The sequence below is a fragment of the Afipia carboxidovorans OM5 genome (assembly GCF_000218565.1).
GTDB lineage: Bacteria > Pseudomonadota > Alphaproteobacteria > Rhizobiales > Xanthobacteraceae > Afipia > Afipia carboxidovorans.
Window position 1 is genome coordinate 1,114,683 of sequence record NC_015684.1, and the last position, 25,347, is coordinate 1,140,029.

General features: G+C 62.9%; 26 protein-coding genes and 1 riboswitch. Of the genes, 12 read left to right on the top strand and 14 right to left on the bottom strand.

The genetic code is table 11. The annotated features are described in order from the left end of the window. Window positions 1-14: 14 nt before the first annotated feature. Window positions 15-869 (top strand): 3-mercaptopyruvate sulfurtransferase, encoded by an 855-nt coding sequence (gene sseA / locus OCA5_RS05270; RefSeq protein WP_012564186.1) that lies wholly within the window; start codon window positions 15-17, stop codon window positions 867-869. A gap of 19 nt (window positions 870-888) precedes the next feature. Here sseA and OCA5_RS05275 read toward each other — a convergent pair whose 3' ends face one another. After that, on the bottom strand, window positions 889-1,494 hold the full coding sequence (locus tag OCA5_RS05275) for a hypothetical protein (protein ID WP_013912913.1): 606 nt from the start codon (window positions 1,492-1,494) through the stop codon (window positions 889-891). Window positions 1,495-1,826: 332 nt separating this feature from the next. On the opposite strand from OCA5_RS05275, the gene OCA5_RS05280 reads away from it, so the two are divergent. After that, window positions 1,827-2,990: a L,D-transpeptidase gene (locus OCA5_RS05280; RefSeq protein ID WP_012564184.1), complete on the top strand. Its 1,164-nt coding sequence runs from the start codon at window positions 1,827-1,829 to the stop codon at window positions 2,988-2,990. Between the two features lie 113 nt (window positions 2,991-3,103). On the opposite strand, the gene gdhA is transcribed toward OCA5_RS05280, so the two are convergent. Beyond that, a complete protein-coding gene (gene gdhA, locus OCA5_RS05285; RefSeq protein WP_012564183.1) occupies window positions 3,104-4,447 on the bottom strand; it encodes an NADP-specific glutamate dehydrogenase in 1,344 nt (447 codons plus the stop codon). A 462-nt stretch (window positions 4,448-4,909) separates the two neighbouring features. Between gdhA and ettA the strand changes: the two genes are divergently transcribed. The 4 genes from ettA to OCA5_RS05305 all read left to right on the top strand — a co-directional run bounded on the left by ettA (window position 4,910) and on the right by OCA5_RS05305 (window position 9,412). Continuing rightward, complete coding sequence (gene ettA / locus OCA5_RS05290) at window positions 4,910-6,559, top strand: energy-dependent translational throttle protein EttA (RefSeq protein ID WP_012564182.1); 1,650 nt, start codon at window positions 4,910-4,912, stop codon at window positions 6,557-6,559. A gap of 17 nt (window positions 6,560-6,576) precedes the next feature. Next, window positions 6,577-7,347 carry a trans-aconitate 2-methyltransferase gene (gene tam / locus OCA5_RS05295; protein ID WP_012564181.1) on the top strand — a complete coding sequence of 257 codons (771 nt, stop codon included), beginning with the start codon at window positions 6,577-6,579 and terminating at the stop codon, window positions 7,345-7,347. A gap of 166 nt (window positions 7,348-7,513) precedes the next feature. Beyond that, window positions 7,514-8,098, top strand: a complete 585-nt coding sequence (locus OCA5_RS05300; protein WP_012564180.1) for a TIGR00645 family protein — start codon at window positions 7,514-7,516, stop codon at window positions 8,096-8,098. A gap of 123 nt (window positions 8,099-8,221) precedes the next feature. Continuing rightward, window positions 8,222-9,412 (top strand): lytic murein transglycosylase, encoded by a 1,191-nt coding sequence (locus OCA5_RS05305; protein WP_244396202.1) that lies wholly within the window; start codon window positions 8,222-8,224, stop codon window positions 9,410-9,412. Between the two features lie 31 nt (window positions 9,413-9,443). Here the strand turns inward: OCA5_RS05305 and OCA5_RS05310 are convergent, their stop codons facing one another. From OCA5_RS05310 to OCA5_RS05320, 3 genes are all read right to left on the bottom strand, one after another. After that, window positions 9,444-9,677: a hypothetical protein gene (locus OCA5_RS05310; protein WP_244396083.1), complete on the bottom strand. Its 234-nt coding sequence runs from the start codon at window positions 9,675-9,677 to the stop codon at window positions 9,444-9,446. A gap of 144 nt (window positions 9,678-9,821) precedes the next feature. Further along, window positions 9,822-10,106 carry a hypothetical protein gene (locus OCA5_RS05315; protein ID WP_012564177.1) on the bottom strand — a complete coding sequence of 95 codons (285 nt, stop codon included), beginning with the start codon at window positions 10,104-10,106 and terminating at the stop codon, window positions 9,822-9,824. Window positions 10,107-10,290: 184 nt separating this feature from the next. After that, the gene (locus OCA5_RS05320) at window positions 10,291-10,647 is read right to left on the bottom strand and encodes a hypothetical protein (RefSeq protein WP_012564176.1); all 357 of its coding nucleotides are present in this window, start codon (window positions 10,645-10,647) and stop codon (window positions 10,291-10,293) included. Between the two features lie 350 nt (window positions 10,648-10,997). Here OCA5_RS05320 and OCA5_RS05325 point away from each other — a divergent pair, with 350 nt between their 5' ends. After that, complete coding sequence (locus OCA5_RS05325; RefSeq protein ID WP_013912916.1) at window positions 10,998-11,267, top strand: (2Fe-2S)-binding protein; 270 nt, start codon at window positions 10,998-11,000, stop codon at window positions 11,265-11,267. 140 nt (window positions 11,268-11,407) lie between these two features. Further along, window positions 11,408-11,908 carry a bacterioferritin gene (gene bfr / locus OCA5_RS05330; RefSeq protein ID WP_012564174.1) on the top strand — a complete coding sequence of 167 codons (501 nt, stop codon included), beginning with the start codon at window positions 11,408-11,410 and terminating at the stop codon, window positions 11,906-11,908. A 263-nt stretch (window positions 11,909-12,171) separates the two neighbouring features. Here bfr and OCA5_RS05335 read toward each other — a convergent pair whose 3' ends face one another. Both OCA5_RS05335 and OCA5_RS05340 read right to left on the bottom strand, forming a co-directional pair. Continuing rightward, window positions 12,172-12,873, bottom strand: a complete 702-nt coding sequence (locus OCA5_RS05335) for a YoaK family protein (protein ID WP_012564173.1) — start codon at window positions 12,871-12,873, stop codon at window positions 12,172-12,174. Between the two features lie 203 nt (window positions 12,874-13,076). Beyond that, window positions 13,077-14,135: an alpha/beta fold hydrolase gene (locus tag OCA5_RS05340; protein WP_012564172.1), complete on the bottom strand. Its 1,059-nt coding sequence runs from the start codon at window positions 14,133-14,135 to the stop codon at window positions 13,077-13,079. A gap of 174 nt (window positions 14,136-14,309) precedes the next feature. Between OCA5_RS05340 and OCA5_RS05345 the strand changes: the two genes are divergently transcribed. Further along, window positions 14,310-15,356, top strand: a complete 1,047-nt coding sequence (locus OCA5_RS05345) for a linear amide C-N hydrolase (protein WP_012564170.1) — start codon at window positions 14,310-14,312, stop codon at window positions 15,354-15,356. An 81-nt stretch (window positions 15,357-15,437) separates the two neighbouring features. Here the strand turns inward: OCA5_RS05345 and OCA5_RS05350 are convergent, their stop codons facing one another. The 7 genes from OCA5_RS05350 to thiO form a co-directional block, all read right to left on the bottom strand. Further along, window positions 15,438-15,710, bottom strand: coding sequence for a helix-turn-helix domain-containing protein (locus OCA5_RS05350; protein WP_012564169.1), 273 nt, complete (start codon window positions 15,708-15,710; stop codon window positions 15,438-15,440). Between the two features lie 373 nt (window positions 15,711-16,083). After that, on the bottom strand, window positions 16,084-16,293 hold the full coding sequence (locus OCA5_RS05355; RefSeq protein WP_012564168.1) for a hypothetical protein: 210 nt from the start codon (window positions 16,291-16,293) through the stop codon (window positions 16,084-16,086). A gap of 248 nt (window positions 16,294-16,541) precedes the next feature. Then, on the bottom strand, window positions 16,542-18,440 hold the full coding sequence (thiC, locus tag OCA5_RS05360) for a phosphomethylpyrimidine synthase ThiC (RefSeq protein WP_012564167.1): 1,899 nt from the start codon (window positions 18,438-18,440) through the stop codon (window positions 16,542-16,544). Window positions 18,441-18,590: 150 nt separating this feature from the next. After that, window positions 18,591-19,199: a thiamine phosphate synthase gene (locus OCA5_RS05365; RefSeq protein WP_012564165.1), complete on the bottom strand. Its 609-nt coding sequence runs from the start codon at window positions 19,197-19,199 to the stop codon at window positions 18,591-18,593. Further along, on the bottom strand, window positions 19,186-19,974 hold the full coding sequence (locus OCA5_RS05370; protein WP_012564164.1) for a thiazole synthase: 789 nt from the start codon (window positions 19,972-19,974) through the stop codon (window positions 19,186-19,188). Before OCA5_RS05370 ends, OCA5_RS05365 begins: the two co-directional genes overlap by 14 nt. Before the next feature lie 169 nt (window positions 19,975-20,143). After that, the gene (gene thiS / locus OCA5_RS05375) at window positions 20,144-20,341 is read right to left on the bottom strand and encodes a sulfur carrier protein ThiS (RefSeq protein WP_012564163.1); all 198 of its coding nucleotides are present in this window, start codon (window positions 20,339-20,341) and stop codon (window positions 20,144-20,146) included. Then, on the bottom strand, window positions 20,332-21,381 hold the full coding sequence (thiO, locus tag OCA5_RS05380) for a glycine oxidase ThiO (protein ID WP_012564162.1): 1,050 nt from the start codon (window positions 21,379-21,381) through the stop codon (window positions 20,332-20,334). Before thiO ends, thiS begins: the two co-directional genes overlap by 10 nt. Further along, window positions 21,370-21,479: riboswitch (TPP riboswitch) on the bottom strand. Its footprint overlaps the gene before it by 12 nt. A 169-nt stretch (window positions 21,480-21,648) precedes the next feature. Between thiO and OCA5_RS05385 the strand changes: the two genes are divergently transcribed. From OCA5_RS05385 to OCA5_RS05395, 3 genes are all read left to right on the top strand, one after another. Continuing rightward, window positions 21,649-23,127, top strand: coding sequence for a hypothetical protein (locus OCA5_RS05385; RefSeq protein WP_012564161.1), 1,479 nt, complete (start codon window positions 21,649-21,651; stop codon window positions 23,125-23,127). Further along, window positions 23,124-24,608, top strand: a complete 1,485-nt coding sequence (locus tag OCA5_RS05390; protein WP_013912919.1) for a hypothetical protein — start codon at window positions 23,124-23,126, stop codon at window positions 24,606-24,608. Before OCA5_RS05385 ends, OCA5_RS05390 begins: the two co-directional genes overlap by 4 nt. A 389-nt stretch (window positions 24,609-24,997) precedes the next feature. Beyond that, complete coding sequence (locus OCA5_RS05395; protein ID WP_012564159.1) at window positions 24,998-25,198, top strand: hypothetical protein; 201 nt, start codon at window positions 24,998-25,000, stop codon at window positions 25,196-25,198. Window positions 25,199-25,347: the final 149 nt, after the last annotated feature.

A 25,347-nucleotide genomic window follows, 5' to 3' on the forward strand; every position in this document is an offset into this window, starting at 1 on the left:
AGGATTGACAAGCAATGACGACAAACGATCCGCTGGTCTCGGCGCAATGGCTGCGCGCGCATCTCGCCGATCCCGCCGTGAAGGTGATGGATGCGTCCTATCGGATGCCGGCGATGCGCCCGCCGACAACGGCGGAGGATTATGCCGCGCGCCACATTCCGGGTGCGGTGTTCTTCGATGTCGATGCCATCGCGGATCGGTCGAGTTCGCTGCCGCATATGCTGCCGTCGCCGGAGCAGTTCGCGCGCGACGTCGGCAACCTTGGCATCGGCAATGACGATCTTGTCATCGTCTACGATCGCGGCGATTACATGGGCGCGCCGCGCGCCTGGTGGATGTTCGGCGTATTCGGCCATGATCGTGTCCGTGTGCTGGATGGCGGCTTGAAGACATGGCTCGCTGAAGGTGGCGCCGTTGACGATCATCCCGTGATGCCTGCTCCGAAAACGTATCGTGCGCAGTTCGACAAGGCGCGCGTGCGCTCGCTCGGCGAGTTGCAGCAGAATCTCGACAGCCGCCGAGAGCAGGTGATCGATGCGCGCTCGCGCGAGCGTTATGAAGGCACCGCGCCGGAGCCTTGGCCCGGGCGGCGCTCGGGGCGTATTCCCGGCAGCCTCAATGTACCCTTCACCGATCTGGTTGATCCCGCAACCGGCGCGTTGCGCCCGGTAGATGAGTTGCGCACGATCTTTGCGTCGGCTCACGCCGATTTAGCGAAGCCGATCGTCACCTCCTGCGGCTCGGGCGTCACCGCCGGCGTGATCTCGCTGGCCTTGGCGCGGCTTGGTGTCGACAGCGCGCTCTATGATGGCTCGTGGGCGGAATGGGGCTTGCCCGATGGCCCGCCGGTTGCGACCGGTAAGCCTTGATCGCTCGCCGCCGTTATTATCAACGCGGCGGGAATGTCGCTGTCGTGGCGACGGTCGACGCCGTGGTGGCGGACGGCGGATCGAACAGCGGGAAGAAGCTCGGCTGCGGCGGAGGCGGCGGCGCGGGGCGCGGCCGGACGATGCGGCGGTAATGGCGATGCGCCCGGTGGCGAACGCGCGGCCTGTGGCGAACCGTTGCCTTCTGCTTCAGCGTATGCGGCCTGCTCTCCGGGATCGGTATGATCTCAGGTGCGGCCTCGGACTGCGGCGGAAGCTCGACGACAGCGTCGGTCAGCGGCGGCGATGGCGGATCGGAGATGATCACCAGCGGGAGCAGCGATTCGTCCTCGGGCTCGGTTGCCTTGGTCTCCTGAGCAGGCGGCGCTTCCATCGGTGGCGGCGGGGCGGGGAGCGCCTCATGGTCGGCCGGCGGCTCCACCTGCAGCAGCGCGAGGGTCGGTGTCTCGGCGACGAAATTCGAAGGCGGCACCTGCATGCTCTTCAACGGTGCGGTGGCGAATTCCTCATGGGTGGCGCGCAGCACCGCCGCTGTTCCCAGGCCGAAAACCAGCGTGGATGCCGAAAGGGCCACGATGATCGCCAAAAGCCGGAATCCGGGGAGCATGGTGCAATCGTGTCCTGCCTCGGGAGGCCCAAAAGAGGAGCCGGAGCCATTGGCCTTGAATCAGCGGCAGGTGAAAAGCGTGGCCTCCGTCCGGGCACGCCTGAAACCACCGTCGAATCAAGGGCGAGCTAAGGATAGCCGAAAGGCTGCACGGCGCGCCGTGCAAAACCCGGGCGGGCCTGAAATGGCGGTGGATAGCGGTTTTGTGTTCCAACTGTCGCAAAAAAGTCAGCACAGAGGGCTTTTTTTGCGTCATGTCTTGAATGCGCCGTGATCGTGGGCGATGTGGCGTTAACGATGCGGTTTCCGCTTCGCACTATCATAGGGGCACAATGTCCAATCGCCTTTCGACAAGCCTTCTGGTGCTGGCAGCGAGCATGGCCGGAATTCCGACTGCGCTGGCCCAGAATTATCCTCCGCCGCCTGGCTATCAGCAGTCGCCCTATTCAGAAGCGAACCGCTATCAGGACAACCGGATGCCGGACTTCGACCGGCTGCACGACGACTCGCGTGGCGGGGCGTCGCTGTCGGCTCCCGGTTTCCAGGATGCCGGCCCGCCGCAGCAGGGCTACCAGACATCGTCCGCACCGCCTGCCTATCAGGCCGCACCTCAGGGGCCGATTCTGTCTCCGGACGATCCGCGCTATGGCCGCCCGCCGGATGCGCCGCCGCTCTATTCCGATCGTGGTCAGGGCGTGCCGCAGCAACAGCAGAACCCTGACGGTTCGCTCCGCCCGCCGGGTGGAATCGATGCCGCCGGCATGCCGCAGCAGGGCCGGATTGGCGCCAATGGCCAGCCGGTGCAGATCGCCGCGCTGCCGGTTGAGGATCAGCCGGAAGTCGGCCCGCGGCCGGAGTTGCCCGCTCGCCTCCGCCGTCAGGAGGTCAACTTCAAGACCAAGGAGCCGGCCGGCACCATCGTCGTCGATACGGCGAACACCCAGCTCTATTACATTCTCGGCAACGGCCGGGCCGTCCGCTATGGCGTGCGCGTCGGCCGTGACGGTTTCACCTGGGCCGGTGTCCAGAAGATCACCCGCAAGGCCGAGTGGCCCGATTGGCATCCGCCGCCAGAGATGATCGAGCGCCAGCCTTATCTGCCGCGCTTCATGGCCGGTGGCGACGGCAACCCGCTCGGTGCCCGCGCGATGTATCTCGGTAATACCGTGTATCGCATCCACGGCACCAACCAGCCGTCCACGATCGGCAAGTTCGTATCGTCGGGTTGCATCGGCATGCTGAACGAGGACGTCGAGGATCTGTTCGAGCGCGTCAAGGTCGGCACCCGCGTCGTGGTGTTGCCCGGTGGCCCGCCGCCGTCGGTGACCGCTTCGGCACAGCCCGCTGCCGATACGGCAGGCTACGGACCGTCGGCGAATGCCGCGCCGGCCGCTGCCGGTCATGCGCCGGGTGGCGCGCAAGCTGCACCGATGGGCGTTCCCAATCAGGGACCGGCCGCCGTGCCGCCGCTGCCCGCTCCGGTGAACGTGCGCTGATCTGACGATCGCAGAATAAAAAACGCCTCTCATCCAGATCGGATGAGAGGCGTTTTTGTTTGGCGGTTGAGGGCTGTCCGGCGGGTGCCGGGCAACTCTAAAAGAAGCTGAACTCAGACGATGCCGAGCGCGCGCATCGCTTCGGCGACACGGATGAAGCCCGCGACGTTGGCGCCGAGCACATAGTTGCCGGGCGAGCCGTAGGTCTCGGCCATCTCGGCACAACGATCATGGATGTTGTGCATGATGGTCTCGAGGCGCTTCTCGGTCGCCTCGAAGGTCCACGAATCGCGCGAGGCGTTCTGCTGCATCTCTAACGCGCTGGTCGCGACGCCGCCGGCGTTGGCCGCCTTGCCCGGTGCGAACAGGATGCCCGCATCGAGGAATTTGCGGACGGCTTCCGGCGTAGACGGCATGTTGGCGCCTTCGCCCACGGCGATGAGGCCGTTCTTGAGCAGGGTCTGGGCGTCCTGACCGTTGAGCTCGTTCTGCGTCGCCGAGGGCATTGCCACGTCGGCAGGCACGTCCCACACCCGGCCGTTGGCGATGAAGGTCGCGCTGCTGCCCTTCGCCTTGGCGTACTCGGAGATGCGGGCGCGGTTCTTTTCCTTGATCTCCTTGAGGAGAGGCAGGTCGATGCCGGACTGGTCGACGACGTAACCGCTGGAATCCGAGCACGCGACGATCTTGCCGCCGAGCTCCATGATCTTTTCCATGGTGTAGATCGCGACGTTGCCCGAGCCCGAGACGACGACCTTCTTGCCGTCGAAGCCCTGACCGCGGGTCTCCAGCATGCGCTGCACGAAGTAGGTGGCGCCGTAGCCCGTCGCTTCCGTGCGCACCTGCGAGCCGCCCCAGGCCAGACCCTTGCCGGTCAGCACGCCGGATTCGTAGCGATTGGTGATGCGCTTGTAATGGCCGAACATGTAGCCGATTTCCCGCCCGCCGACGCCGATGTCGCCCGCCGGCACGTCGGTGTACTCGCCGAGGTGGCGATACAATTCGGTGATGAAGGACTGGCAGAAGCGCATGATCTCGCGATCGGAGCGGCCCTTCGGATCGAAGTCCGAGCCGCCCTTGCCGCCGCCGATCGGCATGCCGGTCAATGCGTTCTTGAAGGTCTGCTCGAAACCCAGGAATTTGATCGTGCCAAGATAGACCGTCGGGTGGAAGCGGATGCCGCCCTTGAACGGGCCGAGCGCCGAGTTGAACTGGACGCGGAAGCCGCGGTTGATGTGGATCTTGCCTTTGTCGTCGGTCCACGGCACGCGGAAGATGATCTGCCGCTCGGGCTCGCAGATGCGCTCGATCAGCGCGTCTTCTGCGTAATGCGGGTGTTTGGCGATGACGGCGCCGACGCTGTCGAGCACCTCACGAACGGCCTGATGAAATTCCTCTTCGCCTGGGTTGCGGCGCAGCACTTCGGCAAAAATCGGCTGAAGCTTTTCGTCGAGCATTTAATCCTTCACCTGTCGTTATACGGGCACAACAATATGCAGCCGCCATGGGAGAGGGGGTCTGGTGGTGGCTGGGTGCTGTCGTTTGCCCCGAAGTGGTAAGTGGACGCCGCGGGACCGTCAATAACCTGACCGAAACTTGGCCGTTCATCGCGGGCATTTGGCGGGCATTCCGTCGGAATCTCGAAAGATGTGACGGAAATGTCGAATTTCGGGAGAAACAGGCCCCCGGAGCGCCGCGTCGCCGGGGAGGGCCCGGCCAGCGCAGGGCCGGAATATCGCAGCCGGAATGCGCATGGCGCAAGCGTTTATGCGTGCAGGCAAGCCCTCAAAATCAGGCCGATCCGGTGAAACGCACGCGATGCTTGCGTCATGGAGCGGGATGGTTGCCCTTTCCTGCCGTCGTGGCTACATCACAGCAAGCAAAATCCCCGCACAGTTCGGTCTTCAGACAGGATCAAGATGGCGCGTCAGTTCGTCTATTTCATGCAGGGCCTGACCAAGGCTTACCCCACCCGCAAGGTGCTCGATAATATTCATCTGTCGTTCTACCCCGACGCCAAGATCGGCGTGCTCGGCGTCAACGGCGCCGGCAAGTCGACGCTGCTCAAGATCATGGCGGGGATCGACAAGGACTACAGCGGCGAGGCTTGGGTCGCGGAAGGTGCGCGCGTCGGCTACCTCGAGCAGGAGCCGCAGCTCGACGCCAGCAAGACCGTGCGCGAGAACGTCATGGAAGGCGTCGCCAAGCAGAAAGCGATCCTCGATCGCTACAACGAACTGGCGATGAACTATTCCGACGAGACCGCCGACGAGATGACCAAGCTGCAGGACGAGATCGAGGCCGCCGGCCTGTGGGATCTCGACAGCAAGGTCGATCAGGCGATGGACGCGCTGCGTTGTCCGCCGGACGATGCCGACGTCACCAAGCTCTCGGGCGGCGAGCGCCGCCGTGTCGCGCTGTGCCGCCTGTTGCTCGACCAGCCTGAATTGTTGCTGCTCGACGAGCCGACCAACCATCTCGACGCGGAAAGCGTGTCGTGGCTCGAAGGCCATCTGCGCAACTATCCCGGCGCGATCCTGATCGTCACCCACGATCGCTACTTCCTCGACAATGTCACCGGCTGGATTCTCGAGCTCGATCGCGGCCGCGGCATTCCCTACGAGGGCAACTATTCCTCGTGGCTGGTGCAGAAGCAGAAGCGGCTCGAGCAGGAAGGCCGCGAGGACGCCGCGCATCAGAAGACGCTGGCGCGCGAACAGGAGTGGATCGCGTCCTCGCCGAAGGCGCGTCAGGCCAAGTCCAAGGCGCGTTATCAACGCTATGACGAGTTGCTCAAGCAGGCGAGCGAGAAGCAGACCCAGACTGCGCAGATCATCATTCCGGTGGCCGAGCGTCTCGGCAACAACGTCATCGACTTCGAGGGCCTGACCAAAGGCTTCGGTGATCGCCTATTGATCGACAACCTCACCTTCAAGCTGCCGCCGGGCGGCATCGTCGGCGTGATCGGCGCCAACGGCGCGGGCAAGTCCACGCTGTTCAAGATGATCACCGGGCAGGAGAAGCCGGATGCGGGCACCATCACTATCGGTGAAACGGTGCATCTTGGTTATGTCGATCAGTCGCGCGACGCGCTCGACGGCAAAAAGACCGTGTGGGAGGAAATCTCCGGCGGCAACGACCAGATCCTCCTCGGCAAGAAGGAAGTGAACTCGCGCGGCTATTGCTCGGCGTTCAACTTCAAGGGCGCGGACCAGCAGAAGAAGGTCGGCGCGCTGTCGGGCGGTGAACGCAACCGCGTGCATCTCGCCAAGATGCTGAAGTCCGGCGCCAACGTGCTGCTGCTCGACGAGCCGACCAACGATCTCGACGTCGATACGCTGCGCGCGCTGGAAGAAGCGCTGGAGGATTTCGCCGGCTGCGCTGTCATCATCAGCCACGATCGCTGGTTCCTCGACCGCATCGCCACCCACATGCTGGCCTTCGAGGGCGACAGCCATGTCGAATGGTTCGAGGGCAACTTCCAGGATTACGAAAAGGATAAGCTGCGCCGCTTGGGACAGGATGCTGCGATCCCGCACCGCGTAAAGTACAAGAAGCTGACGCGGTGACGTGATAAGGGTACGGCATGGCCGACTGGAGCGCGGAGCAGTATCTGAAGTTCGAGGATGAGCGCACCCGGCCGGCGCGCGATTTGCTCGCGCAGATTCCGCGGCTTGAGGCACGGCAGATTGCCGATATCGGCTGCGGCCCCGGTAATTCCACCGAGCTTCTGGCGCGGCGCTGGCCGCAGGCGAAGATCATCGGCATCGATACCTCGGCCGATATGCTGCGTCAGGCGCGCGAGCGGCTGCCGGATGCGACGTTTATCGAGGCGAACGTCGCGCATTGGGTGCCGCCTGCGGGCACCGATATCCTGTTCGCCAACGCAATCTTTCAGTGGGTGCCGGATCATCTGACGCAATTCAAGCGCCTTGCCGAAGGACTGCCGGAAGGTGGTGTGCTCGCGGTGCAGATGCCGGACAATCTCGATCAGCCCTCGCATGCGCTGATGCGTCAGGTCGCGCAGCTTCCGCAATTCCGCAAGCAGCTTGCGCATGCGGCCGAGGCGCGGGCCGCGCTGCCGCATCCCAGCGTCTATTACGATGCGCTGCGCCCGCTCGGCCGCGCTCTCGATATCTGGCACACGGTCTATCATCATGCGCTCGATGATGCTGCGGCGATCGTCGAATGGGTGAAGGGCACGGGCCTGCGTCCCTTCCTCGATCCGCTCGACTTTCCCGAGCGCAAGGAATTCCTCGAAGCCTACACCGCCCGCATCGCGGAGGCTTATCCGCCGCGGATCGACGGTAAGGTGCTGCTGCGGTTTCCGCGCTTCTTCATCGTGCTGACGCGCTAACGCATCTCACACCAAGCGTCTGCAGCCAGCCGGTTCCACTGGCGGTATGATGTCACGATGACAGCACAAAAAGCATTCTGCGGCTAAACGTCGTTGCGGCGCGGCATGACAGAATCGGACATTCTCGCCATCCGAAAAGCCATTTGACCGGATAGTGGAGATCGCAATGTCGATGACCCCCGAAACGCCGCTGCCCCCGCGTGGCGTGGCGCTGCGCCCGATCCCGATGTTGATCTTCGGATCGCGTTGGCTGCAGTTGCCGCTCTACGTTGGATTGATTGTCGCGCAGTGTGTCTACGCCATCCTGTTCCTGAAAGAACTGTGGCACCTCATCCAGCACTCGTTCGATTTTTCCGAGCAACAGATCATGCTGGTGGTGCTGAGCCTGATCGACGTGGTGATGATCTCGAACCTTCTGGTGATGGTGATCGTCGGCGGCTACGAGACGTTCGTGTCGCGGCTCAATCTGCAGGGCCATCCGGACGAGCCGGAATGGCTGAGCCATGTCAACGCCAGTGTGCTCAAGATCAAGCTCGCGATGGCGATCATCGGCATCTCCTCGATCCACCTGCTGCGCACTTTCATTGAGGCCGGCAATCTCGGCGGCGTCGGACGCACCACCACCTATACGTCTGAGGGCGTGATGTGGCAGACCATCATCCACGTCGTCTTCATTCTCTCGGCCATCGGCATCGCCTATGTCGACCGCATTTCCTCCAGCCTCGAGGAGGAGGGCGCGCACGGCCATTGAGGCAGCAGCGGGATAGCGCGCAGCTAAACGCGAAAGGAATCGTTATTGCGAGCGAAGCGAAGCAATCCAGTTCGGTTGGTTCTCAGGCGAGGGGTGGATTGCTTCGTCGCTTTGCTCCTCGCAATGACGGTTGTGCCGTCGTCTGCCGCTGCCGCCGACGCAGACTTCACGCAGTTCATCTCCTCGCTATGGCCTGAAGCCGCAAAGGCCGGCGTCTCACGCGCCGTGTTCGCGCGCGAGACCGGCGGGCTCGAGCCCGACTATAAGCTGCCGGATCTGTTGCTGCCGGGGCGGCCGAAAACCGGTGCGCCGTCGCAGGCGGAATTCGTTCAGGTGCCGGCGGACTATCTGCGGGAAGCAAGCATCGCTCGCCTTGCATCTCACGGTCGCACGCTGATGCAGCAGCATGCTGCGACGCTGCGCGCCATCGAACAGCGCTTCGGTGTGCCGGGGCCGATCATTCTTGCGATCTGGGGCCGCGAAACCGATTTCGGCCGTCATCGTCTGCCGTATGACGCGGTGCGTGTGCTGGCGACACAGGCCTATGTCGGTCGCCGCAAGGAGCAGTATCGTGGCGAACTGATCGCGGCGTTGCAACTCCTGCAAAGCGGCGTGGTGACGCGCAAGGATTTGCGCGCGTCATGGGGCGGCGCTGTCGGCCTCACGCAGTTTCTGCCGTCCGAGGTGACGAAGCATGGCGTCGATTTCGATGGCGATGGCCGCGTCGACCTCTGGCATTCGGTACCGGATGCGCTTGCCTCCGCCGCGCAGCAACTCGTCAACAAGGGCTGGCAGCGTGGCGTGCGGTGGGCTTACGAGGTGCGCGCGCCGGGCAATGCCGACTGCACGCAGGGCGTGCCGGAAGTGACCAAGCCGATCGGACAATGGCTGCAGGAAGGCTTTGTGCCGGCGCGCGGTCTGCGCCTGAGCGCGGCCGAGCAGGCGCAAAGCGCATCGCTGTTGCAGCCGGAGGGCATCTACGGCCCGTCCTTTCTGACCACGCAGAACTACTTCGTCATCAAGGAATACAATTTCTCCGATCTCTACGTGCTGTTCGTTGGCCATCTCGCCGACCGCATGGCTGGCGGCGCGTCGTTCGAGACGCCATGGTCGGCCTCGCACCAGCTTCGCACGATTTCGGTCGAGGCGATGCAGCGGCGGCTGACGGAATTGCGTCTGTACAGCGACAAGATCGACGGCAAGGCCGGGATGAAAACCCGCGCGGCGCTTGGTGCGTATCAGAAGAGAGCAGGCATCAAGGTCGATTGCTGGCCGAGCGAAGAAGTGCTGCGCGCGATGCGGGCCGGACGCTGACTAAAAAATCTATCGTGCGAGATAGTCGGGTTTATCTGCAAACCTGGATGTCGCGCACATACCAGCCGTAACCGTCCCAGAGTCGTTCGGTGCCGAGGCGGCAGCCGCGCACGATAACACGGCCATGCGCGTGCGGGATGCGTTTGACCACGGGCGCGCGATCGGCGGGCATATCTGCGGCCGTCGCGGGCTGCACGATGGCGAAGGCACCAAAGGCGCCGAGCATCATCGCCGCGAGGGACAGCGCGCAGGGGGCTTTCATCATCGTCTCCTCAAGCTGGCCGGTTGGTCGCTTTATCAAAGAGCCAAAAGCTTAAGGAGCAAAAGCTTAAAGAGAATCGCAAAACCCCGACCGGCGGGCCAGCCGGTCGGGGTTTGGTGATCAAAGTCTTAAGCGTCGCGATACGACTTAATCGCAGATCTGGACGCGACGGACACGCCAACCATAGCCGTCCCAGAAACGCTCACGGCGCCAGTAGCAGGGCGGGCCGGCGACGTAGGCCGGGCCGGGGCCGTAATAGTACGGAGGAGGGGCAGAGGCAGCAGCGCTGCCGATAATGGCACCAGCGGCAAGACCGCCGAGAACGCCTGCTGCAACGGCACCGCCGTTACGCGCATTCGCCGGCGCCGGCGCCACAACGCTTGCTGCTGCAAGAACGGCGGCCGCCGCGGCTGCCAGAAACATCTTCTTCATGGCTTCACCTTTCGAAGTGTGAACGGCCCGGACAACGGTCACCGCGCCTGGAAGGTTGCACGAGCGCATTAAATGAAGTCTGAACGGGCGCGCCTGTTTTCTGCCATGAACTTCCTTGCCTCGCAGCAAAAATCCGGGCGCAGGGCCCGGATTTGGAAGGATCGGAAACTGTGATGAGAGCGACTTAGAACAGCGCCGCGTACTGGCTGAACCCGGCGCGCTGGGCGAATTGCATCGCAACCGCGCGCTGACGATCGTCGAGCGTCTCGAGGAGTGGCGTGACCGCAGGGGCGGCGCGACGGACGGCTTCCTCGGTGATCGGCTGACGCGACAGGGTGCGAAGCGCGGCGGCAACCGCCGGCCAGTATTTTTCCTGTTCCGCCTTGAGCTTAAGTGCGGCGCGGCAGCGGATGATCGCGACCTCACTAATGGCGGCACGCAGCGTGGAAACCTTCGCGGGCTTGGCCGATGCATCCTGTGCGACGACGGGGGCGCTCATCGACATCAGGGCAACGATAATGGCAATCGGAAGCTTCCGCATGATCCTCGTTCGCATGTGCGTGATTAGGTTGCGCTGCGACGTACGTGGGCTATGTGACGAAATTGCGATCATAGTCTTAAGCAAGTTTCTTCGGGTTTGTTCAGATCGATATAAATATTTGATATTGTTTGCTTTTAAGGACGGTGGCGAAACGCCGTAACACTCGGTCAGAAGTGTTGATCGGGGAACGTGCAGGGTTCTGCACAGCCCTCCGCCGTCGAGGTGTCTCGGTAAGGCCGTGTCCGATTCGCCTCAGTTTGGAATAGCTAGAAAGTGGCCCTTTTGCTTTTGCATCCGGCGAGGCGGGTGACATATCAATAAGCACCTTCTCTTTCGCAATGTTGGTGCTGATGATTGTCTGTTCCTGCAATGTGTTGAGCGACCACGATGTTCGCGGTGTCGTCACCGATGCAAAGCAGCCTCCTCGGACGACGGGGCAGGTCTATGGCTGCCTTGGCTGCAGCGCCCAGTGTGGCCGTTGTGCCCGCACCATCCGTAAGATCATGAACGAGGCTCTGGCCGCTTGCGAAGGTGGCTGCTGCTCGGCGTGTCCGCATGCCGCAGCGCACTCGGAAGCCATTGATTCCGCTGCAGAAGCGAAGATCGACGTCGCCGCCTGAGCGCGACGTTTTCCGGATTTCTCCACACGCAATTCTCACGTTTCATCCATGCTCCCGGCGAGGGCTTGCTCTTGCGCCAAATCTCATTTAGAAACGTTCTAAATTAGATTTCCAGCCCATTTCACGGAGCGCAGATGGCTATGAAGGGTGATCCGAAGGTTATCGACTATCTGAACAAGGGACTGCGGAGTGAACTCACCGCCATCAATCAGTATTGGCTGCACTTCCGCCTTCTCAACCACTGGGGCCTGAAGGAACTCGCCAAGCAGTGGCGCAAGGAGTCGATCGAGGAGATGCACCACGCCGATCGCTTCACCGATCGCATCCTGTTCCTCGACGGTTTCCCGAACATGCAGGTGCTCGATCCGTTGCGGATCGGCCAGAACGTCAAGGAAGTTCTGGAGTGCGATCTCGCCGCCGAGCACAGCGCGCGCGATCTCTATCAGGAGGCCGCCACCTACTGCCACAGCGTCAAGGACTACGTCTCGCGCGACCTGTTCGAGTCGCTGATGAAGGACGAGGAAGGCCATATCGACTTCCTCGAGACCCAGCTTGACCTTGTCGAGCGGGTTGGCCTGCAGCTCTACGAACAGCGCCACATCGGCCACATCGGCGACGACAATCCGCCGGAAGAAGGCTAGTCGATCCCGCGACCGCTCAAGGTCATGGTTTCTTGCCCCGCACCGGCACTGCCGTTGCGGGGCAATTTGCATCTGGAGCTGGATGTGTTTTGACGGAACTCTGTTTCGTCATGGCCGGGCATAGCCCGTCGAAGACGGGCGTGAACGCCCTTATGTCCCGGCCATCCACGCCTTTCTTTGCTGAAATTCTAAAGACGTGGATGCCCGGCATAAAGCCGGGCATGACGGGCCGCTGATTTCGTCTTGTCTAAAGCAAACCTGCTCTAGCGGCTCGCCTCAAGGTGACGAGAAGATTGCAGGTCGGTGGCGCAGATCGCGACGACCACGGAGAGCAAGAGGCACCAGAACCCGACATAGGAGAACAGCACCGCCGAGATCGCGCAGCCGCAGGCGAACGCAGCGATGGTGCTGGACAGGCGGCGAAGGCGCGCGCTGGTCGCGGCCTGCTGCTCGGGATGGGCGCGGGTCAGGAGATCGACCGCGTCGAGCGTTGCCTGCACGGTCGAGCCCGTCATCATGGTCGAGGGCGGCATGTCAGCCAGATGAACGCGCTGCACCGCCGTCTGCATCGCCATCGCCGCGACGCCCGCCGCGCTTGTGAGCAACGCAATCGGCGTATCGCCATCGGCGAACGGGCCGTACCAGATCGCAAGGCCGGTAAACAGGATGAGAAGCAGGATGTTCGTCACGAACAGGATGCGCATCGCTGGCCAGTCCAGCCGCCGCATTCCGGTGCCGGCGAGGCGGGCAAGCGCCACCACCAACACGAACTCCGGCAACGCCGCGAGTTTGCCGATGAAGCCCTGACCGCCGCCGATGATCGCGGCGCCCATGGTGACGAAGTTGCCGGTGACGTGAGCGACGAACAGCCCGTGCAGGCCGAGGAAGCCGGCGGTGTCGACGACCCCGCCGTTGAACGCGAGCAGGATCGCGATGGTGAGCGGGTGGGTCAGATATTTGATCAAGATGCACCTCGCCGGAAGCCCGTCTGTCTCGAACTATGCCGAGCCCGATGATTCCGGCAAGACGCTGCGCGCACGGGGCGTGGCCTCGAGGCGTGGTTATCCCGAGCAGGATACCAAAGCCCCGGCGCGGGGCCGGGGCTTTAGTAGTCATGAGGACGTTGTTTGCAGCAGCGGCGCAGCCTTAGAGGCGAGAGGCTTGTCCCTCACTTCGCTGTGGCGGCGATGAAGTCGCGAAGCTGCGCGCTGTAGAACTTCGCATTGCCGGTGGTCTGGTGGCCGCGCGTCTGCGTGCTCGCCGGAATAAGATAGATCTTGCCGTTCTTCACGCGCTTCATTGCGGCTTCCGTCACGCCGGTCTCCGGCGGATTGCGTTCGTCGTCGGCCGCATTGATGAGCAGCACGGGCGCCACGATCTTGTCGAGCCCGGCGGACGGATTGAAATCGTGCGAGGCATCCCACTGATAGACGAAGTCGTTGGCATCGGCGTGGAAGGGCCCGTTGATGCGCGCGTCGTAAATCTTGTCAGCCTTCTCGGCCGTCGGTGCCAGCGTCTGATAATTGAGCGTGCCGCCCGCCGAGGCGAGGCCGAACGCCGCGACCGCATATTTGATCATCGGCGGCTGCGTCGTGTAGTTGCCGTTCATGTAGCCGGGATCGTTGCGGATCGTCTCCAGCATCGCGCGGCGCAACAGCCAGTTGCGTGCTGCCATCTCGGTCGGCTGCGAGGCCATCGGTACCAGCGCATCCATGAACGTCGGATACTTCGCGCCCCACAGCCAGGCGTGCATGCCGCCCATCGAATTGCCGATGATCAGCCGCAGGTGCTTGACGCCGAGCGCTTCGGTGACGAGGCGATATTGCGCTTCGACCATGTCCTCGTAATTGTATTTCGGGAACGCGGTCTTCATGCCGTCGGACGGTTTTGCGGATTTGCCGTGGCCGATGCCGTCCGGAATGATGATGAAATATTTCGTGGCGTCGAGCGGTTGGCCGGGGCCGAACAGCTCACCGGCGAAGCCCGGCGTCAGCATCGTCAGCGCGCTGCCGCCCGAGCCGTGCAGCACCAGCACCGGTTGCCCGGTCGGCTCGCCGACGGTGGTGTAATGCAGCTTCAACTCCGGCATGGTTTCGCCGGTGTGGAATTTGAAATCCATGGCGATGAAATCGCCTTGCTTCGGTACGGGATAATCCGCGGCTGCAGCGGTGCCGGCGGAAAGGACAGTGGCAATGGTCATTGCGAGACAGGCGTGAAACAGGTTCATGATGTTTCTCCCCAGGGCGGCCGCTTGCCGGGCCGCTCGGCGAGAACGCTAACATGGCATCAATATCGAATGAGGTGAGATTTTTGTGAGAAGGCGAGGGAATAAATCGCTAGGCGGATGCAGTGCCGCCGCGTTTAATCGATGGATCGCAGGCACGGAGCAAGGGAGATTTTGATGAAAAAGCAACTCTTCATCGCATCGGTGTGCGTAGCCGCATCGATCCTGCTGATCCGGAATTCCGACGCCTGCACGCGCATTCTCTGGAACGACAACAAGCTGTCGACATTCGCCAGCCGGACCATGGACTGGCCCGAAAGCACCGAGCCGAAGCTCGTGGTGTTTCCGCGCGGCACGAAGCGTGACGGGGCCGCCATCGGCCGCGGCCCGGACAAGGCCTTTCAGGACAATCCCGCGAAGTGGACAGCGAAGTACGGCAGCCTCGTCACCACGGTTTATGGATTGGGCGCCGTCGATGGCATCAACGAGAAAGGCGTCGGCATTCATCTGCTCTACCTCAACGCGACCGATTTTGGCCCGCGCGACGCCAGCAAGCCGGGCATCCATGCTGGCCTGTGGGGACAATATGTTCTCGACAATGCGGCGAGCGTCGATGAGGCACTGAAGATTCTGGAGAAGGTCCAGATCGTGATGGCCGAGGCGCGCGGTCGCAAGGCCACCGTGCATCTTGCGATGGAGGATGCGAGTGGCGATTCCGCCATCGTTGAATATGTCGACGGCAAGCCGCTCATTCACCACGGCCGCCAGTACACGATCATGACGAACGATCCGAAATACGACGAGCAACTGGCGTTGCTGAAGCAGCAGGATTTCTCCAAGCCGTCGAGCACGATGCCGCTGCCGGGAAACGTTAACGCGCAGGATCGCTTCCAGCGGGCGACTTATTATGCCTCGATGCTGCCGGAGCCGAAGAGCGACCGGGAAGCCATTGCGGGCGTGCTCGCGATCGCGCGCAACGTCTCCGTGCCGTTCGGCGCGCCCTACAAGGATTTCGGCATCTACAACACCGAATACCGGACGGCGATGGATCTCGGAAAGCGCTGGTATTTCTTCGAGCTGACGACATCGCCGAACGTGATCTGGGCCGACCTGATGAAGTTCGATCTCAAATCCGGCGCACCGGTGATGGCGCTTGACCCGGATGACATCGCGCTCGCCGGCAACGTCACGTCCAAATTCAAGAAGACCAAGGCGCCATTCTAGCGACTGCCGAAGCATGAGCGCTGCGATGATCGCTCAATATGTCGTTTCGCGCCGCAGGTTACGGCGCGAAACAATCAATGCTCAGCTAGCCCGGCCCAGTGCATCCGCGTTCGGTCCCGGCACATCGATTCCGTGGGCGGTGTATTGCCGGATCTTGTTGCGGAGCGTGCGGATCGACATGCCAAGCATGAGCGCGGCCTGCGTACGGTTGCCGCTGCAGCGTGCCAGCGTTTGCAGCACGAGTTCGCGTTCGATCTCGCCAACCGTTGCGCCGATCAGGAGCGGGACGACGCGCCCCGGTGCGACTGGCGGCCGTGCCGGAAACTCCAGCGGCTGGAGTGGTGTCTGGTTCATCGGTACCTCCGATGCTGCCCGGCTTCCTCAGCCGGAGTGGAAGAGATGAGCCCCAATCCCCGCTCTCAAGGGTCGGCGCGGGTGGTTAACAAAGCCTTAAAATGCGGGCTAACCCATTATCACAACTGACAAATTGGAACCGCCGCGGAACCTTGTGGCGAGACCGTGGCTACGCGGAAAAACGTATCGCTTCAAAGGCTTTTGCGGAGAGGTATGGTGTTAGGCTTTGGCCGTGGCTCTGTTGTTGCCAGCGACACGATATAAACGGGCGATAGAAAAGGCCGCGTGGTCGTCGGGCCTTTCATCAATGAGGGAAAAGATCGTGCGGCGGTGAGGCGAAGCGCCATTGCTCGATTCGCTCAGATCCTGCGAACTATCGGAATTGTGCCCGGCACGCCGGACTGAGTTTCGCGATGTTCTTTTCCATGCAGGCGGTGATGCGTTTGACGTTGGGAACGTGGTCCCGGCAAAACTTCATGGCGTCCGCACGACAGGCGCGGCGCTGCTCCCGCGTGCCGGCGGCGTCGCTTGTCGTGGTGCTGGCAGCGGCTACCAGCGCGACAAGCGCAATGAGAGCGGACATGTAAACGGGCTTCGTTATTTTCATCGCGGCACCTGAAGGGGTTGGCACGGAGGTTGATGGCGGGACACGCGCACGCGCGCCGTATAGCAAAGCCGGATCGCGCGGAAAGGTTGCACGATGCTCCCGCATTGTGTGGTGAGCTGCATCGCGCGGCGCTGTTAGCGAAAAAGGCCGGGCTTTCACCCGGCCTTTGGTTTTTAGATGCAACCCGGGCGAACCCGGGATGATGTGAGAGAAACGCCGACGCCTTACAACGCCTTGTTGCTCTCCTTCACGGAGTCGGCCTCGACGTAGACGTTGCCGCCCATGTCCATGAACTTCTTGGACATCTGCGCCATGCCTTCCTCGGCGGTGCCGGCGTGCGGCAGGCCGACCGCTTCGGGATCGTTCAGCGTGGCGGCGTAGTCGCGCACGTCCTGCGTGATCTTCATCGAGCAGAACTTCGGCCCACACATCGAGCAGAAATGCGCGACCTTGTGTGCTTCCTTCGGCAGCGTTTCGTCGTGGAACGCCATCGCGGTGTCGGGATCGAGTCCGAGGTTGAACTGATCCTCCCAGCGGAAGTCGAACCGTGCCCGCGACAGCGCATCGTCACGCAGTTGCGCGGCCGGGTGACCCTTGGCGAGATCGGAGGCATGTGCCGAGATCTTGTAGGTGATCACACCGGTCTTGACGTCGTTGCGGTTCGGCAGGCCGAGATGCTCCTTCGGCGTGACGTAGCAGAGCATCGCACAGCCGAACCAGCCGATCATTGCCGCACCGATGCCGGAGGTGATGTGATCGTAGCCCGGCGCGATGTCGGTCGTCAGCGGTCCAAGCGTATAGAACGGCGCTTCGCCGCACTCCTTGAGCTGCTTGTCCATGTTGATCTTGATCTTGTGCATCGGCACGTGGCCGGGGCCTTCGATCATGACCTGGCAGCCCTTCTTCCAGGCGATCTGGGTGAGTTCGCCGAGCGTCTCGAGTTCGGCGAACTGCGCGCGGTCGTTGGCGTCGGCGATCGAGCCCGGGCGCAGACCGTCGCCGAGCGAGAACGACACGTCGTACTTGCGCATCAGGTCGCAGATTTCCTCGAAGTGGGTGTAGAGGAAGCTCTCCTTGTGATGGGCAAGGCACCACTTCGCCATGATCGAGCCGCCGCGCGAGACGATGCCGGTGACGCGGTTGGCGGTGAGGTGGATGTAGGGCAGGCGCACGCCGGCGTGGATGGTGAAATAGTCGACGCCCTGTTCGCACTGTTCGACCAGCGTGTCGCGATAAAGCTCCCAGGTCAGCTTGACCGGGTCGCCTTCGCACTTCTCCAGTGCCTGATAGATCGGCACAGTGCCGATCGGAATCGGCGCGTTGCGCAAAATCCACTCGCGCGTGGTGTGGATGTTGCGGCCGGTCGACAGGTCCATCACCGTGTCGGCGCCCCAACGAATCGCCCACACCATCTTGTCGACTTCTTCCTCGACGGAGGAGGTGACGGCGGAGTTGCCGATGTTGGCGTTGATCTTGGTGAGGAAGTTGCGGCCGATGATCATCGGCTCGAGTTCGGCGTGGTTGATGTTGCACGGAATGATGGCGCGGCCGCGCGCGATCTCGCTGCGCACGAACTCCGGCGTGATGAATGCGGGGATATCCGCGCCGAAGCTCTCGCCGTCCTTGAGCGCGGCTTCTGCGCGCTCGAGCTGCTGCTTGCGGCCGATGTTCTCGCGCTCGGCGACGTAGATCATCTCCTTGGTGATGATGCCCGCGCGGGCGAACTCGAGCTGGGTGATCGGCGCATCGCCGACGCCGCGCACCGGCTTGTGATGCGCCTTGAAGGCCGCGGCCGCGTGGCTCGCGCCGACATTGCCGTTGTCTTCCGGCTTGATCTCGCGGCCTTCATATTCCTCGATGCCGCCGCGCTCCTTCACCCACGCCATGCGGGTGCGGGGAAGACCGGCGTTGACGTCGATGACGACGGCCGGGTCGGTGTAGGGACCGGACGTATCGTAGACCGGCAGGTTCGGCTCGCCCGCGCCTTCGGTGAGGATGATCTCGCGCAGCGGCACACGCAGATCCGGCGCGGCTTCAGGCGTCGAGAAAATCTTGCGGGAGGACGGCAACGGGCCGGTGGTGACGGCGGGGAGCGTCGTGTCTGGGTTGGAACGGATGTTCATGGCGTCTCTCCTGTTAACTCTCTGCTTGTCATTCCGGACGGTTCGCAGCGCGAACCGATCCGGAATCTTGAAGTTGGAATTCGTTGAGCGAGATTCCGGATGCGCTCGCGTTGCTCGCGCTCCGGAATGATGGGATCAGAAGCTCTCTCATCACGCCGTCTCCATCGTGGCATCGAGCCAGGCGCGCACGCGCGCATCGGGGTCGGCGTTCTGGGTGACGTCGCTGACGACGGCGATGGAATCGGCACCGGCCGCGAACACATCGGCGGCGTGTTCGAGCTTGATGCCGCCGATCGCAACCAGCGGGATAGTGCCGATCGCGCGCTTCCATTCGGTGATGCGCGGAATGCCCTGCGGCTTGAAGCGCATCGCCTTCAGCGTGGTGAAGAAGATCGGGCCGAGCGCGATGTAATCGGGCCTGGCTTTGAGCGCGATGGCGAGTTCTTCCTCGTCATGCGTGGAAATGCCGAGCGTCAGCCCCGCCTTGCGGATCGCGGCAAGGTCGGCGTCAACGAGATCTTCCTGGCCGAGATGCAGATGCTGCGCGCCGTGATCGATCGCCGCGCGCCAGTAATCGTTGACGACGAGCTTGGTCTGTGTGCCCGCGACAGCCGCGAGCGCATCGCGCACGAGGGTACTTGCCTGCGGGTCGTCAAGCTCCTTGGTGCGCAACTGCACGGTGCCGACGCCGAGCTTGGCGAGGCGCGCCAGCCAGGCGACGCTATCGACGACGGGATAGAAGCGATCAGGATACGGCATGCCAGAACGGTGTCCCAACGACTGGAGTGGAAGGAGAGGCGAGGTCGCGCGCTTCCATCAGCCCGGCCTCGAAGCCGGCGCGGCCGGCCTGAATCGCAAGGCGGAAGGCGCTCGCCATCTCGACGGGTCGCTCGGCCTTCGCGATGGCGGTGTTGAGCAGCACGGCGTCGAAGCCGAGTTCGAGCGCCTGCGCGGCGTGGCTCGGCGCGCCGATGCCGGCGTCGACCACGAGCGTGATGTCGGGCAGGCGTGCGCGCAACAGCTTGAGCGAGTCACGGTTGGTGATGCCGCGCGCGCTACCGATCGGCGCCGCCCATGGCATCACCACGCGGCAACCGGCATCGACAAGGCGCTGCGCCACCGACAGGTCCTCGGTGCAATAGGGGAACACCTGGAAGCCGTCCTTCACCAGAATTTCCGCCGCCTCGACGAGGCCGACGACGTCCGGCTGGAGCGTCTCGTTGTCGGCGATCACCTCGAGCTTGATCCACGAGGTGTTGAACAGCTCGCGCGCCAGCTTGGCGGTGGTGACGGCCTCGCGCACGGTCTTGCAGCCCGCGGTGTTCGGCAGCACGGTGACGTCGAGTTCGCGGATCAGCGACCAGAACGCATCGCCGGTCTTGCCGCCCGCCATTTCGCGACGGATCGAGACGGTGACGATGCCTGCGCCCGAGGCGCGGATCGCGTCCTGCATCACCTTCGGCGACGGATACAGTGCCGTGCCGATCAGCAGACGCGAGGAGAATTCCTTGTCGTAGAATTTCACTTTGGTCATATCTGGCTCCCGCGCACAGTCCATGCCCCCACCCGCCGCGCTTTGCGCGTCGACCTCCCCCGCAAGCGGGAGAGGTGAAGAAAGAACGAGATACGCTCCCTCTCCCGCTTGCGGGGGAGGGTTGGGGAGGGGGCTCGCAATGACGAAAGATTATGAACCGCCATCACTCTCACCCTCCCTGCCGCGGCGTGAGGATTTCGATCTGATCATTGTCGTTGAGCGGCGTGTCGCTCCAGCGTGTGCGCGGCACGACGTCGTAATTCAGCGCGACCGCGACATGCGTGCCCTGATAGTCGAGCTCGTTCAGCAGCTCCGCGACATGGGTCGCCTTGATCTCGCGGCGCTCGCCGTTCACGGTCACGAACATTGCATCACCTCGTTATCGATCAGGCCGCGCGTGACGTAATTCACCGTCAGTTCCGCCAGTGCGGGCGAGAGCAGGAAGCCGTGGCGGTACAACCCGTTGACGCGAATCTTGTTTCCGTCGACGGTGATGCGCGGCAGGTTGTCGGGCAGGGCAGGGCGCAGCCCCGCGCCCACTTCGAGAATGCGCGCCTCGCCGAACGCCGGATGCAGCGCATAAGCGGCCGATAGCAGCTCAAGCGCGGAGCGCACGCTGACGCGATTGTCCTCGCTCTCGATCGAGGTCGCGCCGATCATGAAGCGATGATCCTCGCGTGGGATGACGTAAAGTGGCCAGCGCGGATGCATCACCCGCACCGGGCGCGACAGCGAGACCTCGTCGGTCTCGACGATGATCATCTCGCCTTTCACGCCGCGCAGGTCGGTGACGGCGTCGCGCGCGGCGATGCCGCGGCAATCGATGACGAGGCCGCCATCGCTTGCGAGCGCATCCGGCGCGCACTCGAAGCCGAAGCGGATTTCGCCACCGGCCTTGGTGATCTTGTCGTGCAGTTGCGGCAGCACGCGGCGCGGCTCGACATGGCCTTCGGCCGGAAAGAACAGTGCTTCGCGGAAGCGGCCTTCGAGCGAGGGTTCGAGCTTATCGATGGCCTCGCCATCGAGCCGCTCGTATTCGCTGGTGATGCGGGCGAAATGTTCGAAATCGGCACGGTCGCGCGGATGCGCCACGACCAGTGAGCCGTTGAACGGCGTGTCGGGCAGTTCCGTGCGCCACAGATCGAGCGAGCGGGTGCCGAGCCGGGTGATCACCGGTTCCGAGGTTTCCTGCTCGCACCATGGCGCCAGCATGCCGCCGGCAAAGTGGCTGGTGGCGTGCGTCATTGCCGCGTCATCGCGGTCGAATAGCTTGACGCTATAGCCCGCCTTGGCGAACGACAGCGCCTGCCACGCACCGGCAACGCCTGCGCCCACAATGGTGATGTGGCGATTGGCGGCGTCCTGAATGTGATGAGTTGCGTCGGAAGACGCTGGATTCTGTAACATCCCTGTCCCTTCGCCGGCATGACCCGGATCAGGTTCAAAGGGTCACCGCACACTCGCGGTATCTCAGCTCCTGCGACGGAGCCCCCCTCGGAACGGTATTAACGATAGGCTTTCGACCCCCGGGGGTCAATACTTTAGATGTAAGTGCTGACGCCAAGTTTACCCGGAATTATCGGCCTTGCCGTAGTTTTCAGGCGGATGCGCGCTCCGGTTGCGGGGCCGCGCGCGGAATTCGCCTTGAGCCCTTTGAGAACCCCTGGGTCAACGATGAGCGTGGCGCAGCTTGAGAACATCAGGTCTACGCCGCGCGGCAGCGCGGGCGCACCGGCGTGGGCGCTGGTGTCCGCGGGCGCTTTCGTTGTGATGATGGCGTGCGGCAACGGGCTTCTCAACGATTCCGACACGCTGTGGCAGATCGCGGTCGGCCAGTCGATTATCGATCACGGTGCGATGCCGTATGCCGACATCTATTCGTTCACGCGCGCGGGTGCGCCGTGGCGCTCTTCGTCGTGGCTCTCGCAGGTGTTGTATGCGCAGGCCTATGCGCTCGGCGGCTGGGGCGGCGTGGTGGCGCTCGCCGCTGCTGCGATTGCCGCGGCCACAGGTCTGCTGGTGCGTGCGCTCGGCCGATATGTTGCGCCGGTTTACGCCGCCGTTATCGCGCTTGGCGCGCTGGCGCTGTCGATGCCGCATCTTCTGGCGCGGCCGCATGTGCTCGTCATGCCGGTGATGGTGCTGTGGGTGGCAGAGTTGTCGAAGGCGGGCGAAGCGGGGCGCGCGCCGTCGCCGTTATTGCTGGTGCTGATCGCGCTGTGGGCGAACCTGCATGGCAGCTTCGTGTTCGGTATCGCGATTGCGGGCGCGTTCGGTCTCGACGCGTTGTGGAATGCGCCGGCGGCACAGCGCGGGCGGCTTGTGTTGCAATGGGCGGCGTTCGGATGCGGTGCGCTTCTCGCCGCCTGCATGACACCCTATGGCTGGGGCTCGTTCATCGCGGCCTCGCAGATTCTGGGCCTTGGCGGATTGCTGAACATCATCTCCGAATGGCGGCCCGCCGACTTCGGGCATTCCGGCCTATTCGAGATCGCCGTGCTTGGCCTCATCATCGGCCTCCTGTGCAGCAACATCTCGTTTGCATGGCCGCGCGCGCTGATCGTGCTCGGCCTCGTCGGCATGGCGCTGGCGCATCGGCGCAACATCGAACTGCTCGCGCTTCTCGTGCCGCTCGTTGTCGCCGCGCGGCTGGTTGCGCGTTTCCCGGTCATCGCGGTGGATACGCAAGCCCCGCGCAAATCCGCTTCACCCGTGATGCTGGCGCTTCTCGTGGCGTTATGTGCGGGCGTGGGCGCGACGGCGGCGTATGCCCTGCGCTTCACGCCGTTCGCAGCGCAGCCATCGGTCGCGGTCGATGCGCTGAAACAGCACCACGCCACGCGCGTCCTCAACGATCTGCCGTTCGGTGGTTATCTGATCTGGCGCAAGGTGCCGGTGTTCGTCGACGGTCGCGCCGAACTCTATGGCGAAGAGTTTGACACGAATTATCTGCGCGCGCTGGAATTGCGCGACGTCGATCGCTTTCTTGCGCTGCTCTCGGATAACAACATCGATGCGACACTGCTTGCGCCCGCGACGCCCGCGGTGACGCTGCTCGATCGCCTGCCGGGATGGAAGCGCGTCCATGCCGACGGCGTTGCGGTCGTGCATGTCCGCGATCCCAGTCGCACGTCCGGTGAGGTGCAGCCATGAGCGTGGCAATGTCCAGCGCGGAGAGGGAACAGGGCGCGGAAACACGCGTGCGCATCGCGCCGCCGGCATGGGCGTGGTTCGGCGCCTGCGCATTCGTGCTGCTCGTCATCGGCGGGAGCCGCCTTCTCTACGATGCCGACACCTACTGGCAGATCGCGGTCGGACAATGGATCATCGATCATCGCGCGTGGCCGCATGTCGATGTCTACTCGTTCACCAAACTCGGCGAGCCGTGGATTTCGACCTCGTGGCTCGCGCAGGTTCTCTATGCGCTGTCCTACAACGCGGCAGGATGGGCCGGACCGGTTGTCGTGGCCGCACTTCCGATCGCGGTCACGTTCGGATTGTTTGTCTATCTGTTGAGCCAATGGCTGGCGCCGCGGCAGGCCGTGCTGATCGGGCTCGTCGTTGTTCTGATCTCGATGGGGCACTTCCTTGCCCGGCCGCATGTACTGGTGCTGCCGCTGACGCTGGCATGGGCGGCCGGTCTCGCCTCGGCGGCGGACGCGCGGCGTGCGCCGTCTCTCTTGTTGCTTCCCTTGATGGTGCTATGGGCCAACCTGCACGGCAGCTTTGTGTTCGGCATCGCGCTCGTTGCGCCATTCGCGTTGATCGCAATGTGGGAAGCGGACACCGACGCGCGCGTCTCGCTGCTGATACGATGGTTTCTGTTCGGCATTGCGACGCTCATTGCCGCGTGCTGCACGCCTTACGGCTGGAACTCGATCCTCGCGTCGCGAAACATTCTCGCGCTCGGCAGTGCGATGGCGCTGATTCCGGAATGGCTGCCTGCGAATTTTGCCGAGCCGGAATTCTTCGAGATCGCGGTGATGGTCTGCCTTGGCGGCCTGCTGATGCGTGGCGTGGCGCTATCGCTGCCGCGCGCGCTGCTGGTCACGGGCCTCCTTTACATGGCGCTGTCGCACAGCCGCAACTTCGAGATCTTCGCACTGCTGGCGCCGCTCGTCGTCGCGAAGCCGCTGGTTGCGCAATGGAAGCTCGCGCCGGTCGCGCAACAGCCATCGTCACGATGGAGTCTTGTCGCGTTGATATTTGTCACATGCGCGGTCGTTGTTGCGGCGCTTATCGCGCGCCCACCGGTTCCGTACAGTAAAATCACACCCGTTGCGGCGGTTGAGGCGTTGAAAGCGCAGCATCCGCGTCGCGTTCTCAACACAGCGGGGCTCGGCGGCTATCTCATCACGCAGAACATTCCGGTATTCATCGACGGTCGTGCCGAATTGTACGGCGAGCGATTTGTTGTCGATACGCTCAACGCTTTCGCGCTGAAAGATGTCGGCGGGTTCCTGTCGCTGCTTAACACTTATGACATTGATGCGACGCTGCTGACATCCAATACACCAGCAATAAAATTGCTGGATCGTTTGCCCGGTTGGCAGCGCATTTATGCTGACGATCGTGCCGTGGTGCATCAACGCGTTGCACCCAAGTCTGCGGAAGACTTGAAAGATCGACGTTAAATACCACTTTTTAGAAGGAAACCAATTTTCGCACGTGCGTTTACGCATGCGCTTTATGCTCTCGTGTGTGCGCAGCGCAGCATGGACATTACAATTTGGGATAATGCGTCACTTCGTCGTTCAACGTGTCGAAAATTCGTTATATGCTCGTGGTACGAAGCAAGTGAAAGGCAGCCCAATCATGCTGATCCTGACAGCCAAGCTTTCGAGCAACGAACGTCTCTCACCGTTCGCTTCCTCACCGTTTATTCTTGCGTCGCGCCAAGCCCGCGCGACGGCGGCCGTATGTCGAATGGCCGTATGTCAATACGCGTGCGTCTGAAACTTTCTCAGCCATTTTGCGTTATTGCGCCATCTGAAGGGACCGGAGCCATCCGGGCAGGGCTAAAATGTCGGATACCTATATCATCGAAGTCAGTTCCGAGCCGGCGGGTATCGTGGTGAGGGACAAGGCGGGATTCCGTTTCTTCGCCGCGAGCAATCGCTTCAATCCACTCGAAGGCCGTCTGTTTCGCAGCGTGCGCGAGGCGGAGCGTGTCGCGCGCGAACTTCTGCGCGGCAAGCGCAAGCCTGCGACGGCGATCGCCTGATCGCACGGGCTTTCCTGCTCACATCATTACACAATAAAAAGCCGGCACCTGCCGTGCCGGCTTTTGTCGTCTCGTCTTTCTCGTCATTGCGAGGAGCCATAAGCGCGTTTACGCGCGTCTTCGACGCGCTATGGCGACGAAGCAATCCA

Bases quoted from the DNA above. Each gene is read 5' to 3' on its own strand.
- sseA (WP_012564186.1), top strand. From the start codon at position 15: ATGACGACAAACGATCCGCTGGTCTCGGCGCAATGGCTGCGCGCGCAT.
- OCA5_RS05275 (WP_013912913.1), bottom strand. From the start codon at position 1,494: ATGCTCCCCGGATTCCGGCTTTTGGCGATCATCGTGGCCCTTTCGGCA.
- OCA5_RS05280 (WP_012564184.1), top strand. From the start codon at position 1,827: ATGTCCAATCGCCTTTCGACAAGCCTTCTGGTGCTGGCAGCGAGCATG.
- gdhA (WP_012564183.1), bottom strand. From the start codon at position 4,447: ATGCTCGACGAAAAGCTTCAGCCGATTTTTGCCGAAGTGCTGCGCCGC.
- ettA (WP_012564182.1), top strand. From the start codon at position 4,910: ATGGCGCGTCAGTTCGTCTATTTCATGCAGGGCCTGACCAAGGCTTAC.
- tam (WP_012564181.1), top strand. From the start codon at position 6,577: ATGGCCGACTGGAGCGCGGAGCAGTATCTGAAGTTCGAGGATGAGCGC.
- OCA5_RS05300 (WP_012564180.1), top strand. From the start codon at position 7,514: ATGTCGATGACCCCCGAAACGCCGCTGCCCCCGCGTGGCGTGGCGCTG.
- OCA5_RS05305 (WP_244396202.1), top strand. From the start codon at position 8,222: ATGACGGTTGTGCCGTCGTCTGCCGCTGCCGCCGACGCAGACTTCACG.
- OCA5_RS05310 (WP_244396083.1), bottom strand. From the start codon at position 9,677: ATGATGAAAGCCCCCTGCGCGCTGTCCCTCGCGGCGATGATGCTCGGC.
- OCA5_RS05315 (WP_012564177.1), bottom strand. From the start codon at position 10,106: ATGAAGAAGATGTTTCTGGCAGCCGCGGCGGCCGCCGTTCTTGCAGCA.
- OCA5_RS05320 (WP_012564176.1), bottom strand. From the start codon at position 10,647: ATGCGGAAGCTTCCGATTGCCATTATCGTTGCCCTGATGTCGATGAGC.
- OCA5_RS05325 (WP_013912916.1), top strand. From the start codon at position 10,998: ATGATTGTCTGTTCCTGCAATGTGTTGAGCGACCACGATGTTCGCGGT.
- bfr (WP_012564174.1), top strand. From the start codon at position 11,408: ATGAAGGGTGATCCGAAGGTTATCGACTATCTGAACAAGGGACTGCGG.
- OCA5_RS05340 (WP_012564172.1), bottom strand. From the start codon at position 14,135: ATGAACCTGTTTCACGCCTGTCTCGCAATGACCATTGCCACTGTCCTT.
- OCA5_RS05345 (WP_012564170.1), top strand. From the start codon at position 14,310: ATGAAAAAGCAACTCTTCATCGCATCGGTGTGCGTAGCCGCATCGATC.
- OCA5_RS05350 (WP_012564169.1), bottom strand. From the start codon at position 15,710: ATGAACCAGACACCACTCCAGCCGCTGGAGTTTCCGGCACGGCCGCCA.
- OCA5_RS05355 (WP_012564168.1), bottom strand. From the start codon at position 16,293: ATGTCCGCTCTCATTGCGCTTGTCGCGCTGGTAGCCGCTGCCAGCACC.
- thiC (WP_012564167.1), bottom strand. From the start codon at position 18,440: ATGAACATCCGTTCCAACCCAGACACGACGCTCCCCGCCGTCACCACC.
- OCA5_RS05365 (WP_012564165.1), bottom strand. From the start codon at position 19,199: ATGCCGTATCCTGATCGCTTCTATCCCGTCGTCGATAGCGTCGCCTGG.
- OCA5_RS05370 (WP_012564164.1), bottom strand. From the start codon at position 19,974: ATGACCAAAGTGAAATTCTACGACAAGGAATTCTCCTCGCGTCTGCTG.
- thiS (WP_012564163.1), bottom strand. From the start codon at position 20,341: ATGTTCGTGACCGTGAACGGCGAGCGCCGCGAGATCAAGGCGACCCAT.
- thiO (WP_012564162.1), bottom strand. From the start codon at position 21,381: ATGTTACAGAATCCAGCGTCTTCCGACGCAACTCATCACATTCAGGAC.
- OCA5_RS05385 (WP_012564161.1), top strand. From the start codon at position 21,649: ATGAGCGTGGCGCAGCTTGAGAACATCAGGTCTACGCCGCGCGGCAGC.
- OCA5_RS05390 (WP_013912919.1), top strand. From the start codon at position 23,124: ATGAGCGTGGCAATGTCCAGCGCGGAGAGGGAACAGGGCGCGGAAACA.
- OCA5_RS05395 (WP_012564159.1), top strand. From the start codon at position 24,998: ATGTCGGATACCTATATCATCGAAGTCAGTTCCGAGCCGGCGGGTATC.